The 19353-nt window shown below is 66.4% G+C and carries 8 protein-coding genes and 1 pseudogene; 7 read left to right on the plus strand and 2 right to left on the minus strand.

Features of this window, described 5'->3' with window-relative positions; all coding sequences use genetic code 11:
• The first annotated feature begins 52 nt into the window (after nucleotides 1–52).
• The 7 genes and pseudogenes from BLT67_RS08400 to BLT67_RS08430 all read left to right on the plus strand — a co-directional run bounded on the left by BLT67_RS08400 (nucleotide 53) and on the right by BLT67_RS08430 (nucleotide 16536).
• On the plus strand, nucleotides 53–1237 hold the full coding sequence (locus tag BLT67_RS08400; RefSeq protein ID WP_092666604.1) for a DNA cytosine methyltransferase: 1185 nt from the start codon (nucleotides 53–55) through the stop codon (nucleotides 1235–1237).
• Nucleotides 1238–1293: 56 nt separating this feature from the next.
• A complete protein-coding gene (gene drmD / locus BLT67_RS08405) occupies nucleotides 1294–4503 on the plus strand; it encodes a DISARM system SNF2-like helicase DrmD (RefSeq protein WP_092666605.1) in 3210 nt (1069 codons plus the stop codon).
• A 124-nt stretch (nucleotides 4504–4627) separates the two neighbouring features.
• Nucleotides 4628–8506: an Eco57I restriction-modification methylase domain-containing protein gene (locus tag BLT67_RS08410; RefSeq protein ID WP_197674411.1), complete on the plus strand. Its 3879-nt coding sequence runs from the start codon at nucleotides 4628–4630 to the stop codon at nucleotides 8504–8506.
• Nucleotides 8506–12201 (plus strand): DISARM system helicase DrmA, encoded by a 3696-nt coding sequence (gene drmA / locus BLT67_RS08415; protein WP_092666607.1) that lies wholly within the window; start codon nucleotides 8506–8508, stop codon nucleotides 12199–12201. Before BLT67_RS08410 ends, drmA begins: the two co-directional genes overlap by 1 nt.
• Nucleotides 12198–14282 (plus strand): DUF1998 domain-containing protein, encoded by a 2085-nt coding sequence (gene drmB / locus BLT67_RS08420; RefSeq protein ID WP_157674285.1) that lies wholly within the window; start codon nucleotides 12198–12200, stop codon nucleotides 14280–14282. The genes drmA and drmB overlap by 4 nt, the downstream gene beginning before the upstream one ends.
• 1 nt (nucleotide 14283) lies before the next feature.
• Complete coding sequence (gene drmC / locus BLT67_RS08425) at nucleotides 14284–14991, plus strand: DISARM system phospholipase D-like protein DrmC (protein ID WP_092666609.1); 708 nt, start codon at nucleotides 14284–14286, stop codon at nucleotides 14989–14991.
• A 240-nt stretch (nucleotides 14992–15231) separates the two neighbouring features.
• Nucleotides 15232–16536 (plus strand): annotated as a pseudogene (locus BLT67_RS08430) (ISL3 family transposase).
• Between the two features lie 6 nt (nucleotides 16537–16542).
• Here the strand turns inward: BLT67_RS08430 and BLT67_RS08435 are convergent.
• Nucleotides 16543–17682, minus strand: coding sequence for a reverse transcriptase family protein (locus BLT67_RS08435; protein WP_157674287.1), 1140 nt, complete (start codon nucleotides 17680–17682; stop codon nucleotides 16543–16545).
• A 269-nt stretch (nucleotides 17683–17951) separates the two neighbouring features.
• Nucleotides 17952–19265 carry a phosphoribosyltransferase-like protein gene (locus BLT67_RS13405; protein WP_456236381.1) on the minus strand — a complete coding sequence of 438 codons (1314 nt, stop codon included), beginning with the start codon at nucleotides 19263–19265 and terminating at the stop codon, nucleotides 17952–17954.
• Between the last annotated feature and the right edge of the window lie 88 nt (nucleotides 19266–19353).

Consider the following 19353-nt stretch of genomic DNA (forward strand, 5'->3'; position numbering starts at 1 on the left):
GCAGTGTCCCGACCGCGCCTTGGTTGACACCGGGCGCGGGTAGCGTTGAAGCGTGGAGACGGGAGATCAACCTGAGCGGCATCCGCTGCGTTCGAGCGTCCGCCCGGGCTTCGAGTTTGGCGTCGACCCCGCCGTTCGCATCGTCGATCTCTTCGCCGGGTGCGGTGGGCTGACTCTCGGCCTCTCACAGGCCGCGGCAACGGCCGGCCGACGAGTCGAGATCGCGCTCGCCGTGGACTTCGAACCAGTCGCGACGCGGGTGTATCGCGACAACTATCCGTTCGCCGAGCGCATCGCAACCGACTCTGTCGAGTCGTTCTTCGATGGCGAACTCGGTGCGAAACCGACGTTCACAGAACACAAGACCATGGCGGACATCGGAGCCGTCACGGTGCTGACTGGCGGCCCGCCCTGCCAGGGCCACAGCAATCTCAACAACCACACGCGGCGCGTGGATCCGAAGAACGGGCTCTATCTGCGGATGGTGCGTGCCGCTGAGATCCTCTCGCCCGAACTGATCCTCATCGAGAACGTGCCGGCCGTACTGAGGGATCGCCACGATGGCGAGGGCGTGGTGGTGCGCGCCGAACGGCACCTCCAGGACATCGGCTACCAGGTCGGCCAAGCGGTGGTCGCTCTGGACACGATCGGAGTCGCGCAGACGCGTCGTCGCCACGTGTTGCTCGCGACCCGAGATGGCGACATCGCCCCGCGCCTTGTTCTGGAGGCGCTCGCGAAATCGGCGGATCGTCGCGACCTTCGGTGGGCGATCCACGACTTGATGGGCGCAGACGATGGAAGCTTGCGTGACCGGGCTCCGCGTGCAAAGGCCGACAACCAGGCGCGGATGCGGTGGATGCTTGAGAACGACGCTTACGACCTGCCCAATCACCTGCGACCGAAGTGCCACCAGGACGATCACTCGTACAAGTCGATGTACGGTCGCCTCCGTTGGGAAGATCCTGCTCAGACGATCACGAGCGGCTTCGGCAGCATCGGGCAGGGGCGCTTCATGCATCCGGAGCTGCCTCGAGCACTGACGGCGCACGAAGCCGCGCGCATTCAAGGGTTCCCCGATTACTTCGACTTCTCAGGATGCTCGACCGGCTCGGCGTTGGCGACGATGATCGGTAATGCGGTGCCCCCGCCGTTGGGTGCGGCCATTCTGCAGAGCGTGTTCTCGTTGCGGGCCCAGGCCAAGGCCGAGGCCGCATTCCTGACGCGGCGCTCGGCATAGCGCGCTCAGCGCTCCTTCATCTGGAAGACTGCTGAGAGGCTAGGAGAGGATTGCTCGTGAATCGCGTCGCTGCAGACGTCAACACAAAGGAGCGCGGGGCACTTGAGGTGCCGGAACCCGGCCTCCTGGTGAACGTGCGAGGCGACCGCTGGATCGTCACCGACGTCGCGGCGCAGTCACTTCCTCGCTCCAGCGCCGATGACGGCACCGCCGAACTCCAGCACGCCGTCACCCTGCAGTCGGTCGAGGAGGAGCGATACGGGCGAGAGCTGACGGTGATCTGGGAGCTTGAGCCCGGCCGCAGCGTCGTGCGCGAGCAGGGCCTGCCCGACAGCATCCGCGCTGATCAGTTCGACGATCCCAAGACCTTTGCCGCGTACGTGGACGCGCTCCGATGGGGGGCGCTCACGAGTGCGGATCCAAGGACGCTGCAGGCACCGTTCCGCAGCTCCGCGTCAGTCGAGGCCTACCAGCTGGAGCCGCTACGGCGAGCGATCGAGTCCCCTCGCGCGAACATGCTGCTCGCCGACGATGTCGGGCTCGGCAAGACGATCGAAGCGGGGCTGGTGATCCAGGAGCTCCTGCTGCGGCACCGCGCTCGCTCGGTGATCGTCGTCTGCCCGGCCGGGCTCGTCATCAAGTGGCAGGAGGAGTTGCGCGACAAGTTCGGCCTCCACTTCGAGATCATCAACTCCGAGACGATGAAGCAGTTCCGCCGCACCTTCGGCGTGCATGCGAACCCGTTCCGCGTCTACCCCCGCGTAATCGTCTCGATGTCCTGGCTGCCTCAGCCCCGCGCCGAGCGGATGCTGGAGGAGGTCTACGCGAGCGTGAAGGATTCCGGCACGGCTGCGCAGCGAGCGTTCGACATCCTGGTCGTCGATGAGGCGCACCACGTCGCCCCTGCGACGCCGAGTCGATCGAGCTCGACCCAGCCGCGATACGCCGTCGACAGCCAGCGCACGATCGCGGTGCGGCGTTTGGCCGAGCTGTGCGAGCATCGCCTGTTCCTCAGCGCGACGCCGCACAACGGATACACCGAGTCGTTCACGGCGCTGCTGGAGATGGTCGACCCTCAGCGCTTCGCTCGGGGCGCGGATCTCGACGAGCGTGCCCTCCGACAGGTCGCCGTCCGTCGACTCAAGCGCGACCTTCCGGAGTCCGACTTCATGCTCCGCGAGGTGCGGCAGCTCGTCTTCGACCCGAGCGACGACGAGGCCGCCGCCTATGACCGCCTGATCGCCTTCACGCGGCGCCGCAGTGCCGCCGTCAAGCAGGAGCGCGGCAAGCGCGCAGCCGAGCTGGCCACGTTGCTCCTCAAGAAGCGGTTCCTCTCGTCGCCCGTTGCGTTCGCCTCGACCGCGCAGGCGTTCCTAGATGCGCGCGGCGACGAGGACGTGGAACTGCCCGACTACGACGACGTACTCGGCGAGGAGGCGTCCGACGAGGAGGAGGGCCGCCTCGAGCAGCCTGAGTTGGAGTCTCTGCGCTCGGCGAGGCGCGCGCAGGTGGCGCTTACCGCGGAGGATCGCGAAGACCTCCAGGCCCTGATTGCATGGGGAGAGCGTTACGAGGGCCGACCCGACTCGAAGCTGGCCGCGCTGCTCACGCTGATCAAGGGCGAGCTCCTCATCCCCGGTCTCGGTTGGGGCGACGAGCGCATCGTGATCTTCACCGAGTACGTCAGCACGCTCGAGTGGTTGCGCGAGGTGCTCGAGGCTCACGGCCTTGGTGGCGAACGGCTCGAAGTCATCGACGGCTCGACCGACGCTGAGACCCGCGAGGAGATCCGCGCGCGGTTCACGGCCCCGCCGCGCGAGCAGCCCGTGCGCATCCTGCTCGCGACCGATGCCGCCGGCGAAGGCATCGATCTGCAGGCCCACTGCCACCGGCTCGTGAGCTTCGACATCCCCTTCAACCCCAACCGCCTTGAGCAGCGCATCGGTCGCATCGACCGTTTCGGCCAGCGGCACACCCCGCTCATCTGGCACTTGCGCGCCGACAAGCAGAACGCGTCGCCATATGCCCAGGACACCGACCTGCTCGCCCGCCTCGCGAGCAAGATCGCGAACTCCGAGCACGATGGCGTCTCGGCGAATGAGATCATCGCCCCCGACCTGCAACGTGAACTCGGCTTTGGCGGCGGCCCGGCCCGCAAGCGGAAAACGGATGCCGGTGAGCAGACGATCAACAAGGTGCTGCAGGCCGAGCACACCCTTGGGCGCGATCTGACCCGTCTTGCCGAGCGCCTCGAGAACTCGCGCGATCGTATGCACTTGCACGAGGGCAACCTGTTGCGCGTGTTCGAGGAGGGACTTCGCATCTCCGGCCAGCCGCAGCTCACGGAGGTCGGGGATCCTCGGGAGGAGGCACGCCTCTTCGAAGTGCCGTCAGGCCTCAGCCGAACGTGGGTCCCGGCTCTCGCCGGGCTCGACACACGGCTGGCGCGCGACGTGCTGCGGCCGATTACGTTCGATGAGCAGCGCGCACGGCAGCAGTCGGACGTCGTCTATGCGCACCTCGGGCACCCGCTCATCCAGCGCGCGGCCCGTGAGCTCCGCGGGCAGGTCTGGACCCGCACCGATCAGGTGCGAGGCATCAGTGCGGTCGTGGTCGACGGCCTCGATCAGTCGTTCGCAGCCGGCGTCGCCCGGCTCGTGCTCGTCGGCGAGGGCGGTATGCGCCTGCACGAGGAGATCTTCCTCGCGGGCACGCGCCTGCACCAGCGCCGTGAGCTCGGCATCGAGCGGTCCGAGGATCTGCTGGTCTCCGCGCTCGACGGCTCGCGCATCTCTCAGCCCAGCAGCGAGGCGCTATCCCAGATCGCCGCGCAGTGGAATTCGGATGCGGGCGAAGCGGCGGGCCTGCGATCCCGCGTCGCTGAGGCGGTCGACCGCCGTGCCGAGAAGCTGCGCCGCGACGTCGAGACGAGCCTCGACACTCGTCGCGACGCTGATCTGGCCGCAATCGACCAGATCTTCGACCGCTTCCGCGGCACGCTCCGCAGCACGATCGACAGCGCCGACGCGTCGCGTCGCGCCGGCGAGGACATGCTGTTCCAGTTGCCGGAGGAGCGCCGCCAACGCGACGAGGACCTCAGGCGAGTGCGGCGGCGCCTCGACGCGCTCGACGAGGAGCAGCAGCGCGAGCGAGGCTCGGTCGAACGCCGCTACCGCGACGTGCAAGCGCACGTCTTCGTGGCGGCACTCGTGTTCGCCCTGACCCCCGAGGACGTCGAGGAGCTGGAGGCCGCCGATGGCCGGTAGGAGGCGCAAGCCCCAAGTCGACGCGTGGGAGTGGCTGTCCCTGATCGATGCGGACGGGCCGTTCCTCTCACGCGCTGCGTTGCAGTCGTTCTTCCCGAGCGGCCTGCCGAAGGCGCATGCCTCCGTGGACGATGTCAACGAGACGTTCGTCGACGAGTTCAGCCGCTGGTCGTCGATGTGGACGGCCGAGTCGGCGACCTACGCCAAAGCACGCGATCGGTGGGTCGAGGTCGTGCTGCGAACCCTGCTCGACTGGTCCGACGAGCTCGAACTCGCCCCCGCTGGCTTCTCGGCGAACTCGCCGAGCGGTGCGGTCACGATCGAACCGTTCGCGGCGCTCGCTGGCGAGGGGGACGCCCCGGCCGCGCTCGTCACGCTGGTCGATCGCATCGCGGACCTTCGTGCGGTGGGGACTGACGGCTGGTCGGCGAGCGCGATTGATCGGATGTCCGTGCTCCTGCGCGAGACGGGGGTGCCGATCGGCATCGTCACCGACGGACGCTGGTGGGGCCTTGTGTCCGCATCCAAGGACGTCACTACCGCGAGCGGCGTGTGGGACGCCCTGCTGTGGCGCGAGGAGCGCCCCAGTCGTGACGCGTTCCTGGCGCTCGCGAGCTTCACATCGCTCGCCGGTGGCAAGGCCGAGCAGCGCCTTCCCGCTCTGTTCGCCGAGTCGGTCGCAAGCGCCGAACAGATCACGGAGGCTCTGGGAGACCAGGTGCGTCGCGCGGTGGAGCTCGTGCTGCAATCGATGTCCGACACGCACCTGCGCGCCGTAGCCCGGGGAGAGGCTTCGCCGTTGCCCGATGATCCTCGGGCGGTCTACGAGGGCGCGGTCACGACACTCATGCGCATCGTGTTCATCCTGTTCGCTGAGGAGCGGGGGCTGCTGCCCGAGCACGATCTCTATCGCTCGTCATACGCGATCGCGGGACTCCGCGGGCAACTGCAGCGCGAGGCGACCGCGACCTCTGCCGAGGCACTCGACCACTCTTGGGAAGCCTGGCATCGGCTGCTCGCCGCGAGCAACGCCGTCTTCGGTGGTGCAAGCTTCGAGGACATGCGGATGCCGGCCTACGGCGGCTCGTTGTTCGATCCCGAGCGCTTTCCTTGGCTGCAGGCTACGGATGCGCAGGGCCGCCTCCGGGTCCGACTCACCGACAGGGCCATGCTCGCTGTGCTCCGCGCCGTCCAGACCATCGAGGACGGAGCGATGCAGCTGTCGTTCCGCGATCTGGACGTCGAGCAGATTGGCTACGTGTACGAGGGGCTGCTCGGCTACTCGGCCGAGTACGCCAGCGAGCTCGTGGTCGGCCTGCAGGGCAAGCCAGGCTTCGAGCCGGAAGTCCCGCTGGTCGAGCTTGAGCAGCTTGCGTCGGCCGCGGCTTCCTCCAAGCAGTTCGGGGACGCGCTCGTCGCGCACCTGAAGAAGACCCAGGAGCACGCGAAGCCCCGAACCGCTGGGCAAATCGCGAAGGTCTACGGCGCGGCGGACCTCGACGCCGCCGCCGACGCTCGGACTCGACTGCGCCACGCCCTGCTCGGCGATGACGAGCTCGCTGGCAGACTCGAGCGATTCCACGCGCTCATCCGCGACGACCTGCGCGGTTTTCCCTACGTCGTGCCCGCGGGCGGCCTCGTGATGACCGAGTCGGCGCAGCGCGCCAACACCGGCACCCACTACACGCCTCGCTCGCTCGCCGAAGAGGTGGTGCTGCAGGCTCTGGAGCCGCTCGTCTACTCGCCCGGCCCGCTCGACGTCGAGGACAGCACGCAGTGGAAGCTGAAGTCGTCGGCCGAGATTCTCGATCTCAGGGTGGCCGACATCGCCGCCGGCTCGGGCGCCTTCCTCGTCGCTGCGGCTCGCTATCTGGCCGACCGCGTGATCGAGGCGCGTAGCGCCGAGGGCGTGCCCATCCGCGGGGAGAATCCGAAGCGCTTTGCGATCCGCGAAGTCGTCGCTCGCTGCCTCTACGGCGCCGACATCAACGGCATGGCCGTCGAGATGTGCAAGCTCTCCCTCTGGCTCATCTCGATGGATCCGGGCAAGCCGTTCTCGTTCGTCGACGATCGCGTCTTCCACGGTAACTCCCTGCTTGGCGTCACCACCGAGGCGCAGCTCAAAGCTCAGCACATCTCCCCAACAGTCTCGGTAAAGCGGCAACTAGACGGCTTCGATGTCGACAAGGACCTCAAGGACGCTGCTCGGCTCCGGCGTGAACTTTCGTCCGGCCAGGCTGACGACGCAGATCGCATGCGCTCGACCCGCGCCAAGCGCGCCCTGCTCGCGCAGGCGAAGCAGGTCACCGCGAAGCTTCGCGATATCGGAGACGGCGTCATCGCCGCGGCACTACGTGAGGGGGGAAAGCCCGGTCGTAAGCTCGATGATCGGTACGACGATCTCGCACAAGCCCTCCGCGATGCTTACCCGGCGGACGGCTCGAAGGGCGACCGCAGTCAGCTCGTAGCATCTATCGAAGCGGGTCTCACCGCGACGGTCGACTCAATGGAAGCCCGCTGGAAGCCGCTGCATTGGATTATCGAGGCACCCGATGTCATCGTCGGCAACGGCGGTTTCGACGCCGTAGTGGGGAATCCACCCTTCTTGGGAGGGCAGAAGATCACCGGTGCCGTCGGCAAGAACGTTCGCGACATGATAATCAATGTTGTCGCAGGAGGGACTCCTGGAAGCGCTGATCTGGTCGCGTACTTCCTCTTGCGCGCAGCACAGTTGATGCGCACCGACGGCCGACTCGGAATCATTGCTACGAACACGCTCGCTCAGGGCGCAACGCGGCAAGTCGGCTTGGTTCGTCTAATCAACGATGGCTTTGAGATCGACGCCGCAGTGCAGAGTCGCCCGTGGCCAGCGCGATCAGCGGGTGTGTCGTTCGCGGCTGTTTGGGGGTCATTCGGCAGGGCGACTCTAGTTCGCGTCGCAGACGGCACCGCCTGCGAGAGAATCAACTCATTGCTTGAGCCGGAGGGGCGGGTCGAGGGCGACCCGGCTCGTCTGCAGGAGAATGCTGCGCTCGGATTCCAGGGGTTCAATATCCTCGGCAAAGGCTTCATTTTGCGTCCCGCCGAAGCGCAGATCTTACTCTTCGAGGATCCCTGCAACGAAGAGGTAGTCAAGCCGTACGTGGGAGGCGGCGCGCTGAATGAGTCCATGCTGTGGTTGGGCAAGGAATACGCAATCAACTTTGGAACTATGAGTCGCTCGGAGGCGGAGAGGTACCGCGGGCCTTTCCGAATCGTCGAAGAGCGCGTTCTGCCTCAGCGGTTGCAAGTGACATATAGCCGTCATGCGTACGACAACTGGTGGCAATACGAGAAGACGCGGCCAGCCATGGTGAGGGCGATTACTCAGCTGCAGACTGTGTTCGTACTCGCGCTAACTAGCAACACCGCGATGCCGACAATCGGGCCGTCCAGCGTGGTGTACGATCACAGCGTAGCGGTGTTCGCCTCAGAGGACTGGGCTATTCACGGTGTGCTGTCTTCCAATATCCACAACGTTTGGGTGACGCGCTATAGCTCCACCCTGGGCACTGGATTGCGATATCTGTTGCGGGAGGGTTTCGAAACTTTCCCGAGACCCGAGCCCACCGCACGATTGCGGGAGGCGGCTGTGGCTTTGGAGCAAGAGCGTGCGACCCGGCTCCTGAAGAGGGGCGTCGGTCTTACCGAGGGCTACGGTCTCGTGCACGATTCGAGCCATGATGACGCAGATGTCCGGGAGATCCGGCAGCTGCATACGCGATTGGACGAGGAGGTCATGGCGGCGTACGGCTGGACCGACATTTCGCTTGACCATGGCTTCCACACGTATCGCCAGTTGCAGCGGTGGACAGTAAGCCCTGCCGCACGCATCGAGATCCTCGACCGTCTGCTTGAGGAGAACCACCGGCGCGCGGCGATCGAGACGCAGTCCGCTCCGAAGAGAGCGAAGCGCGGCAAGACCTTTGAGGAGTCCGAGAAGCCCGAAGGAGCTATGTTCTGATGACCGACGCATCCGTCGTCTCGTCCGCGCAGGTGCGCGGAGAGCTGCTCGATCTGCTCCGTCGTGATCTTGTCGGGCCGTGGGACGGACCGACCGAGGAGATCATCGGCACGCCCCGTGCACGCTATCTGGCAGGCGCGCTAGCGCCGATCTCGCTGCTCGACGGGCAAGCGTCTTCGCCGGTGTCGTCGGGTGAACCGGCGAAGACGCTCGATGCGGTGCGAGGAGACGATGAGACGGCCGTCGTCGATCTGTCGAATGCGCACGAAACCGCGGGCGTGCCGGTCGACGAAGACGAGTCGATCGGTGAGGCGTCGCCCTCTGAGCCCGACGAGGACCGCGGCCCCGAGTCGAAGATCATCGCTCCGTCGTCGATGGGGCTCCGATTTCAGGTCGCAGCAAACACAAGGGTGTTGCGTTTCACCGGCCGATGGGGACGGTACGCCGGCCGTCGCGAGGTCGACCCCGACTCGGGCCGCACGAGGACGATCTACGACCGAACGCCATTCGAGAAGCCCGTCAACATCGATCTCACGAGCATCCCGGGTGGTGGATCGCACCGAACCGATCTTGGCGACGACGTGGCGATCTCGGTCGAGGTCTTCGACTACGAGGGCTGTCGCGTGGTCGAAGCGGCGCTGCTCAACACGGCGGTCACGGGTCGCGAATTGCCGCCGAAGCTCTGGCTGTTTCAGGCCGAGCTCGAAGTCACGGCTCCAGATGGGGCAGCTGTCTTCCTGCCCGCGCGAGACGCGCTCGCGGATGACCGCGGCTCACGCGACGGGGAAGTCCGGCGGCTCGACCTCCTTTACCGGGACAAGCTCGAGTTCGCGATCGGTCGCACTGCCTCTGTCGCGTGGGACGAAGCGACTGATGACTCGCGACGCGCGACTGCAGTGCGTACGACTTGGTTGCCGACCGCGGAGGTGCCGCAGACTCGTGCTCCCGAGGTACCGGGCGCGGTGCTCAGCATGCGCGCGCTCATGGAGTCCAAGCCGGCCGAGCTGCGGGCTGGGCTGCAGCCGCTCGTCGATGCCTACGGTGACTGGATCGAGAAGCAGGCCGTCAAGAACGCGAAGCTCCCGGATCACCTCCAGGGCGAGGGAAGCCTGGGGCTAGAGGATGCCAATCGAGCGCTCAAGCGGCTGAAGCTCGGACTCGACCTTCTCGCGTCGGACGAACAGGCGCAGCGCGCGTTCTGGTTCATGAACCGCGCGATGCGCGATCAGCGCCTCCGGTCTCAGGTTGCGGCGCTCCGCATCGAGCAGAAGACGTTGAAGATCGCTGATGCGGTTGCGCAGGTAGAAGCCAAGGGCGACAAGGCCGCCTCGTGGCGCGCGTTCCAACTCGCGTTCATCCTGATGCAGCTGCCCTCAGTCGTGGACCCGACCCACGTTCGCCGCTCCACCACAGTGCCTCGGGCCGAACTGCTCTTCTTCCCCACCGGTGGCGGCAAGACCGAGGCCTACCTCGGCCTCGCGGCGTTCACCTTCGGCATCCGGCGACTGCAGGGCAAGGTTGAGACCCCGGAGGGGTTCCTCGATGGCGGCGATGGCGTGGCCGTGCTCATGCGGTACACGCTCCGTCTGCTCACCTCGCAGCAGTTCATCCGCGCGACGACGCTCATGTGTGCCGCCGAGATCGTGCGCCGAGAGGATCCGGCGACCTGGGGCGAGACTCCGTTCCGCATTGGTCTCTGGGTCGGCTCCAGCGTCAGCCCGAAGCGCTACGCGGAAGCCGCAGAACAGGTCAAGGACGTCCGGGAGAGCGAAGGCAGCAAGGCCTATGGCCTCTCGGTGCTGCAGTTCGACCACTGCCCTTGGTGCGGCACCGGCATCAACCCGAAGGCGAACGTCGAGGCCGACGACATCGAGAAGCGCATCCGGGTCTATTGCGGCGACCGGCGGGCGGGCTGTCCTTTCGCGATGGGCGGCTCCGCGGACGAGGGGCTTCCTGTGCTCACCGTCGATGATGAAATCTACCGGCACCCGCCAACCTTCCTGCTCGCCACCGTCGACAAGTTCGCCCGCCTGGCTCGTGAGGGCGAGGCCGCGAGCCTCTTCGGCTACGTGTCGCGGAGGTGTCCGCGGCACGGCTACAAGCACGCCGACACCGATGGCAGCGTCTGCGGGAATGATAGCCACACGGCCACAAAGGCCAACGGTCGCACATACTTGCCGACGAAAGTCATGGCCTCCGGTCGCCTCCGGCCGCCGGACCTGATCATTCAGGACGAGTTACACCTCATCACCGGTGCTCTCGGAACCGCCGTCGGGCTATTCGAGGGCGTCATCGACATGCTCTCGTCGTGGGAACTCGGCGCCGTGGGATCCGCGAAGCCCGTGAAGCCGCTCGTGATCGCCTCGACTGCGACGGTCCGTAAGGCGGCCGAGCAGGTGCAGCGGCTGTACGCGCGCGATGTCGAGGTGTTCCCGCCGCAAGTGCTGTCGGTGAGCGACACGTTCTTCTCGGCGGAGGTGCCGCTTGCGGAGGAGCCCGGGCGCCAGTACCTCGGCGTCTGCTTGCATGGCGCGCGACTCACACTCGCCGAGATCCGCGTTAGCGAGATCCTGCTGCTCGCCTCTCAGCGGCTCTTCGACGAACACGGCGCTGCCGCCGAGCCGTACCTCACCCTCGTCGACTACTTCTCTGCGACCCGAGAGCTCGCCGGCATGCGGCGCTACCTTGAGGACGACGTGACGACGCGCGTCAGTTCGCCCGATGCTTCGACGGGGTACCCGCGCCGTCGAACCCCGCTCAAGATCGGAGAGCTCACGTCAAGGATCTCGTCGTCGGAGATCGGGCGCACGCTTACGCATCTCGCGACTCCCTTCGACGCGACGCTCGACACGACCGCCGGCCGCAAGGCGGTCAGCGCCAAGCTCCAAGCGGGCGAGGAGCTCGCAGCCCGCGAGCTGCCGTTCGACGTCGTGCTCGCGACCTCCATGCTGCAGGTGGGCGTCGATGTGCCGCGCCTCGGGCTCATGCTCATCGTCGGCCAGCCGAAGAACACCGCCGAGTACATTCAGGCCTCCTCCCGTGTCGGCCGCGAAGCCACGAAGCCCGGCCTCGTCGTCACGCTCGCCAACCGCTCTCGCCCACGCGACATGGCGCACTACGAGCAGTTCGAGCACTACCACGACACGTTCTACGCGAACGTCGAGGCGCTCTCGGTGACGCCGTTCTCGGAGGCTGCGCTGGAGCGAGGCCTGACTGGGCTGATCGTGTCGGCTGCCCGGGTGCTCGACGCTGGGCGCGCCCCCGACCAGTCACTCTCGCCGGATGCCACCGCGGGGGCCGGGCGCATCGCCAGCCGGCGCAAGGCCATTGATGAGCTCGTCGATCGGTTGGTGGCCCGTGTCGGCCTCGCAGGCGATGACGCTGCCGCGAAGCTCGCCAAGAGCAAGCTCGTGCTGCGCCTCGACGAGTGGACCGAGCGGGCCGATCTCAACAATGGCAGTCTCACCTACGATCGCAAGACGCTGCCCAAGCAGCATGTCGTGCGCCTGCTCGCGAGCCCCGAGGACTCGTTCGGCGAGGATGGCGATCGGCTCTTTCAAGTCGCGAACTCCATGCGCGAGGTGCAGCCCGAGATCGACCTGCTGGTCTCCCCGTTCCCCGACAAGCTGGCCGAGCCGGTGACCCTCGAAACTCCCGCATGGTCATTCACCCCGAAGAAGGAAGGGAAGCCGTGACCGACGCCACCGCATCCGCTGTCGTGGAAGACTCGGCCCCTGGCGAGGGAGCCGTGGGCGTCGCGGGCGTGGTCGCCGACCCCTTCGTCGACACTGCGAAGAAGAGCCCGAATCGGGCTCGCGTCGGATCGATCAGGCCGAACGCGATGCTCTACACATCAGGCATCGGCGCGTCGGTCGATCTGCCGCATCTCGCCGTCATGCCGCAGGGCATCGACGCCTGGGAGAAGGCGTACGTGCGGATGGGCGGTGAACCCGAGCTCGTGCTCGTGCCGCGCCTACTCGAAGCCGTGCGGCGCCAGCTCGGTCAGCAGGTTGGTGAGCTCCGCCAGCCCCCATGGCTGCCGGAGCAGCCGGGGGGCGACACGACGCCTGTCGGCATCCCCACACGCGTGTTCCCGCAGTGGCTGCGCTGCACCGGCTGCGACCTGCTCGCGTCCGTCTCACAAAACAAGTTTGCTTTCGAGAACACGCGCAAGCATCGTCCCGACCTCGCCCGCTTCGTGCACCGCAAGTGCAAGGGACGCTTCAAGGGCGACGGACGGGACCGCGTTGCCGTGCCGGCGCGCTACCTCATCGCCTGCACGAATGGCCACCTCGACGAGTTCCCCTACGAAGCCTGGGTGCACGGCGCTGACAGCCATCGGAAGGAGTGCGTGCCGACCCCGCAGCTGCGGATGATGGAGTGGCGCTCCAACCTCGGCCCGCAGGTGTCGATCAAGTGCGTGCAGTGCGGGACCACGCGCAACATCGCCGAACTCACCCGCGGCAGCGATGCTGTCCTCCCCGACTGCCGGGGACGCCATCCGCACCTCCCCACGTTCGCCTCTGCGGACGAGCCGTGTGGCGGCGAGGTGCGGCTGATGCTGCTTGGAGCGGCGAACCAGTGGTTCCCGGCGACGATCAGCGTGCTCGTGCTGCCTTCGCGCAAGCAGCCGAAGCCGACGGACATCGTCGACGAGGTGCTCGGACTGCCGCCCGCTCAGATCGCGAAGCTGAGGTCGGTTGGCGACGTGAACGGCTGGCGCAAGTTCGCGCCCGACAACATGGTGGCCAAGTTCACGGGCATCTCGGACGACGACCTCTGGCACGCGATCCGGATCGCGAGGGGCGACGTGCCTGCGCCTGCACCGGCTGCTGCGACGGGGCCCACCGGCTACGACCCGAACCACCTGCTGGTGCCGGAGTGGAACACGCTCACGCACCCCGACGAGTTCCTCGCCGAGGATCGACGCAACGGTTTCAAGGTCCACCCCGTGCCTGTGGCTCTCAGCCTCGGATCGGTCGTGCAAGAAGTCGTGGCGGTCGATCGCATCCGCAAGGCGAACGCCTTCATCGGCTTCACACGCATCGACGCGCTGGACCGAGTGGGCGACGAGGCCGCGCGCATCGCGCCGATCGCGATCTCCGGCAAGCCGAAGTGGGCGCCCGCGACCGAGGACCGCGGCGAGGGCGTCTTCATCCGCTTCTCGGAGCAGGACGTCGCCGCGTGGGAGTCGAAGGTGCTCGACAGCTCCGTGTGGGCGGACCACGTCGCCGCGCACGAGCGAAACCTCGCACGCCGACAGAGCACGACGGCGGTGGAACTCGACGCCGAGGAGAGGATGCCTCCACCTCGCTACTGGGCGTTGCACACGATCTCGCACCTGCTCATCCGCGAGATGGCGATGTCGAGCGGGTATGGCTCCGCTTCGCTTTCTGAGCGCATCTACGCGTGGCGGGACTCGGACGGCCGCGACCCCGCTGCGGGAATTCTCATCACCACCACCTCGCCCGACAGCGAGGGGACGCTTGGCGGACTCGTCGATCTCGCTCGCACCGACCGACTGGAGGAGGTCGTTCACGAGGCCCTGCACAGAGCGCAGCGCTGCTCGTCGGATCCGATCTGCGCGCACCGCGTGCCGAAGGACCAGGAGGACTTCCTCCACGGCGCGGCGTGCCACTTCTGCGCGTTCCTCTCCGAGACTTCGTGCGAGCGCGCCAACCGCTTCCTCGACCGCCGGTTCGCGCTCGACCTGCACTCGGGATCGCGCGATGTGACCCCCCTGCTCGGCGGCGTGGACCTGAAGGTCGGGGCCTAAGATGGCTGGGGCGCTTGAGCGCCTTGCGCGAGCTTTATCACCCTCGACCGCGGTGAAGCTCGCCTCGAGCCTTGAGATCGACGGGAGCCACTCGAAGGCTTCGGCGAGTCTGCCCGACGCGACGAAGCCGCTGCTGCAGGCCGCCTTCGTAGAAGTCGGGTCGGATGCTCTGGCCGACGCGCTGCGTGGCTTCGCCGCGGCGGCAGCCGCGAACACCGTCGACCTCCGGCCCGTGTGGAGCGGCCCTACGTTCCAGGGCGATGGAGACCACACGACAGCTGCACTCGCCCACATCGTCGACGAGGCGACAGAGGAAGTGTTCGCCTCGACCTATTCGGCGAGTTCGGGCTCGTTGTACATGCAGGCGCTCTGGCGAGCGGTCTCGCGCGGCGTCAAGGTGACGGTCTTGCTGGAGCCCACGCTCAATGACGGCAAGACGGCGGCGTGGATCCAGAAGAAGTTGCTGGGCGCGCGCTTTCTGGGCTTCAACCCGGGCCCGGATGGAGGCATTCAACACTCCAAGGTCGTCATCGTCGACTCCCACATCGCCTTCATCACGAGCGCCAATCTCTCGGAGGCGGCGCACGAGCGCAATCTCGAGGCCGGGGTCATCATCCGCGACGCCGGTTTCGCGTCATCGTTGAGGCAGCGCTTCGCCGCGCTGCGGGGTGCAGGGCACCTCTATCCCATCGGCGAATCGGCGGCCTGAGCCAACCCGAGCGCCGCTGCAGCTTCTTGCGCTGACGAGCTTCGCGTGCAACGATGCAGCGTTGTGGTGCTACGCCATAGCGAGCGCAACATCGCTTGGATGTACTTCCTTCAGCGCCAGAAGGCATTACGGGCTCTTCGCAGTTGACGGTGTAGGCGTTCGGGTCGCGTCGGTTCGGGGATAGGGGTCGAGGTCTTCCAGGATGGAAGTTCCTACACTCACCGTCCGAAAGACCTCGACGTGCTCAACGCTACCTTCGACGCGCCCTGCCTCACCACGTTCTGCCGACTCGACGAGCTCGGTCTGGTGGCGACCGGGCAGCGGCTTGAGCCGGATCGGGCGGTGCTGTCGTGCCGGGTCGTGGAAGCGGACGACTGGTGCCTCTGGTGCGGGTGTCAGGGCGTGCTGCGCGATACGGTCACGCGCCGGTTGGCGCACGCGCCGTTCGGGCACCGGCCGACGACGCTGCTGATCCGTCTCCGCCGCTACCGCTGTACCGGTTGCGGCCGCATCTGGCGGCAGGACACGTCCGCGGCGGCGGAGCCGCGGGCGAAGATCTGCCGCACGGGGCTGCGATGGGCGCTGGACGCGCTGGTGCTCGACCACTTGACCGTCTCCCGCGTCGCGGCCGGTCTCGGCGTCGCCTGGCACACCGCCAACACCGCCGTGCTCGCCGAGGGACGGCGGCGGCTGCTCGACGATCCGGGCCGCTTCGACCAGGTCGCGGTGCTGGGCGTGGACGAGCACGTCTGGCGCCACACCCGCCGCGGCGACCGCTACGTGACGGTCGTCATCGACCTCACCCCGATCCGCGACGGCACGGGGCCGGCGAGGCTGCTGGACATGGTCGAGGGCCGCTCGAAGCAGGCGTTCCAGCACTGGCTCGCCGCCCGACCCCAGGCGAGACGCCGTCGAGGTCGTCGCGATGGACGGCTTCTCCGGCTTCAAGACCGCCACCACCGAGGAGCTGCCGGGAGCGGTCGCGGTGATGGATCCGTTCCACGTCGTCCGCCTCGCCGGCAACGCGCTCGACACGTGCCGGCGGCGGGTTCAGCAGGAGATCCACGGGCACCGGGGCCGCAAGGGCGACCCGCTCTACGCCGCCCGCCGCACGCTCCACACCGGCGCGACGTTCCGCACGCCACGGCAGCAGGCACGCCTCGACGCGCTGTTCGCGGACGAGCGGCACCTCGCCGTCGAGGTGACCTGGGGCATCTACCAGCGCATGATCGCCGCCTACCGCAACGCTGACCGGAAGGCAGGGCGGGCGCTCATGGTCGAGCTGATCGGCACCGTCAGCAGCGGCGTCCCGGCGGCGCTGCGCGAGCTGATCACGCTCGGCCGGACGCTCAAGCAGCGCAGCCTCGACGTCCTCGCCTACTTCGACCGACCCGGCACCTCCAACGGCCCCACCGAGGCGATCAACGCGCGCCTCGAGCACCTCCGCGGCTCCGCGCTCGGCTTCCGCAACCTCGCCAACTACATCGCGAGGTCCTGCTCGAAGCCTGCGGCTTCAGACCGGCGCTACACCCTCAAATGCGATGAGCCGCATTACAACGGGCGAACTTGCAAGCCCGGAATAGCTCGCTCTATTCGGGCGAAGTACGCCCCCGCGCGCTGCGGTTCTACGTCGTGCGCGTATCGCACTAGGCCGATCACGTGATTCGCGCATCCGATTGCGTCTCCGAAGCCCGCGTGTGCTGCATGGGCGGCGAGGCCGAACTTCTCGATCGCACGGATGTGAAACTCAATCTTTTCCCGGACGCGCCGCGATACTCGCGTGTACTCGCCGTCAACCCGAACGCCGAGGAGCTCTATCGGCAGGCCCGGTCGCACTATACGGGTCTTGGTGTGGTTAGGCTCCAGGCCGTGCTTCCGAAGCGCCCTGCTTGCGTCATGCATCAGCGCCTCAGCCTCTTTCCGGGAGAACGGTGTCGACGCCGACAGCGCGATGTCGTCCGCATAACGCGTGTACACGAGGCCGCGACTTATCCCCAGCTCAGCAAGGTCCCGATCCAACTCCCGGGACAGGAGATTGGAAATAGCGCCGCTCGACGGCGCGCCTTGCGGCAGGTAGCCGAGCCGACTCCCTCCGTCATGAGGCAGCGCCGTCAGTTCGAAGGCGTCTATCTCCGCAGCGGTGTGCGCGAACCGGGCTGCACTTGCCCCTTCTTGGCTGCGGGACTCCCTGTACTTTTCCGGGAGCCACGGAAGGTACTCGCGAACGTGGCGGGTGGAGATTCGAGCTACCTGTAGGCGAACCAGATCGCTGTACCCCGTCCCGGCGAGAACATCGTAAACTTGCCTCTCATCGAACGCATGGAAGAAGTTGCGCACGTCCAACTTGAGCATCCAGTTCGCGCCCAGGTGTAGCCTTGCGGCCATCGGGGCCGACCGCCCCTTGACATACGCAAATGCGCTCGAGTGCACATGCATATTGGTGAAAACATGGTCGAGAAGCCAGCGCTGTACCACACGCAACTGTTCCTCTGGCGCGGCGATCATTCGTCTGGAACTACCGACGCGCTTGCGGACTCCATATATGACGTACGGATCGATTGAGCGATCGCACACGCGCTCTAGAAAAACGAAACCGACGCCAGCCTGATTGGCGAGGTGCTTCAGGGTGAGAATGGGCTGAACACCGTTCGCTGACTGCGTCGTCGATAGGCGTATGGCGCGCTCGATCACAGCGGGATCGAGGCCGATTGGCGCCTTGCTTCGGTACAGGTGAGGCGACTCCACTGGCTACCTTCGATAAGGCCCCGGAGGGGCCGCGCGGCTCTCGCGCCGAGGCTCCGAGGAACCAAGCGAGAGTCGCGCTGCTTCCGGAAGCGGTCGATTTCTCATGCCGACAGGTCTCCTGCCGGCACGTCCTGCGGACGCCTCAGGCTGCACACTCTGCCAGCCCGAGCCGGCGTTGCCGGAACCCGGCAACTGCACTAGTTCGTAGAGCCGCCTCACCTTAGTTGTTGAGGATAGTAGAAGTCGTCGGCCGGTGTCACCGGGACCGCCAACTTCCTCGAAGCGGCGCGGCGCGCGCGCAAGAGGTAGTGCCTGCCTTGAATGGTGAGCCGCACCGGTAGAGAGTCGGAGCTGAGCCAGCGTTGTCCCTGTGAAAGCGGTGTTGCGAGACGGCGGAGCAATGCATCCAATCCCGAGATGAGTTTGAGCCGCTCTGCCCTCCGGAGCATTTCAACGACTTCCGGTCGGCTCCTGCTCATGGTGCGCATCAACGAGATGAAGGACTGGTTGCTCATGTACAGAGCGGCGAGCAAAGCCGTGATTTCGCCGTCCTCGTCAATAGGGCGCTTCAGCGTCATCGCGCCCCGCAATGCGCCCACGACTACGGGCAGGCGGCGTCGCCGGACGGTCGGGCCGCTGGTGACTTCGCGTTGTATGCGCTGTGAGATCGGAATCGCCACCCGGCGCTCCGGAATCCGCTGGCTCATGCCGAAGTTCCGGCCCTTTGGCACAATGGCATTCCAGGGCCCGCCGCCAGGGCGGCCGCTGAGGCGCACAACAGCGGGCACTCCGTTACCGAAAGTGTGGCCAAAGACGAGAAGAGACTCGGCTCTTGCCCAACCCAGCGCATCAGCGCGACCGCCACCGTACTTCAAGCAGAACCGCCGCACCTCCTCGCGCTCAGCGTCGGACCAGTCGGCGTCCCTGAAGGTGGGGCTGAGCTGCACGAAATGCACGGGAAGCACCGCCTCAAGGTCAGTCAGCCGAGATTCAACAATTGAGTGTGTGACCAGTTCCACGCTGATTAGTTGATATGAGTTCCAACTTCGAATAGCTGGGCTGGTGCGGACGTACCGAATGAAGCGAGAAACCTCCTCGCCCGACACAACGTTGTCGGTCACCAGGAAGAGTCGGCGGACCTTTCTGTCGATCGCTTCTGTTTGCATTGGGGAGTTCAGAAGTCGATGCGCGCTGGCTACTTGGCCAAGCAAGTTCTGCACAATCAGCGAACTGCCCGTCATCTCTGGGCGCGGGCACGGCGTGGCGGGAGCGCGCGAGTGTTTCCCCTCGCACCACAGGTAATGGGGCTCGAAATTTCTCGGAAGCGACCAGACCGGGATTGCTGCATCCCAGCCGTTGGGGTTCTGATCGCTGAGCGCAGCGAGTAGCGCTTTCATTTCAGTCCGGAACTGCGCCTCGGAGACTACCTGGATGGCATTCAGTAGTAGTCGTGCTGAAGAAGCATCGGGCTCTTCAAAGTTGCGTAGCCACTCGCGTCCAGCCGTCGACCTGCTCAGCGAAGGCTTCATGTTCACAGGTGCCACGTTAACTGCCGCGCGCACTCATGCGTCCGGAAGCCCTGGTTCCCCCAGCTGCCGCGCCAGCGTCGCGGGTCAC

The organism is Agrococcus carbonis (assembly GCF_900104705.1).
Lineage (GTDB): Bacteria > Actinomycetota > Actinomycetes > Actinomycetales > Microbacteriaceae > Agrococcus > Agrococcus carbonis.

Bases quoted from the DNA above. Each gene is read 5' to 3' on its own strand.
- drmA (WP_092666607.1), top strand. From the start codon at position 8,506: ATGACCGACGCATCCGTCGTCTCGTCCGCGCAGGTGCGCGGAGAGCTG.
- drmC (WP_092666609.1), top strand. From the start codon at position 14,284: ATGGCTGGGGCGCTTGAGCGCCTTGCGCGAGCTTTATCACCCTCGACC.
- BLT67_RS13405 (WP_456236381.1), bottom strand. From the start codon at position 19,265: ATGAAGCCTTCGCTGAGCAGGTCGACGGCTGGACGCGAGTGGCTACGC.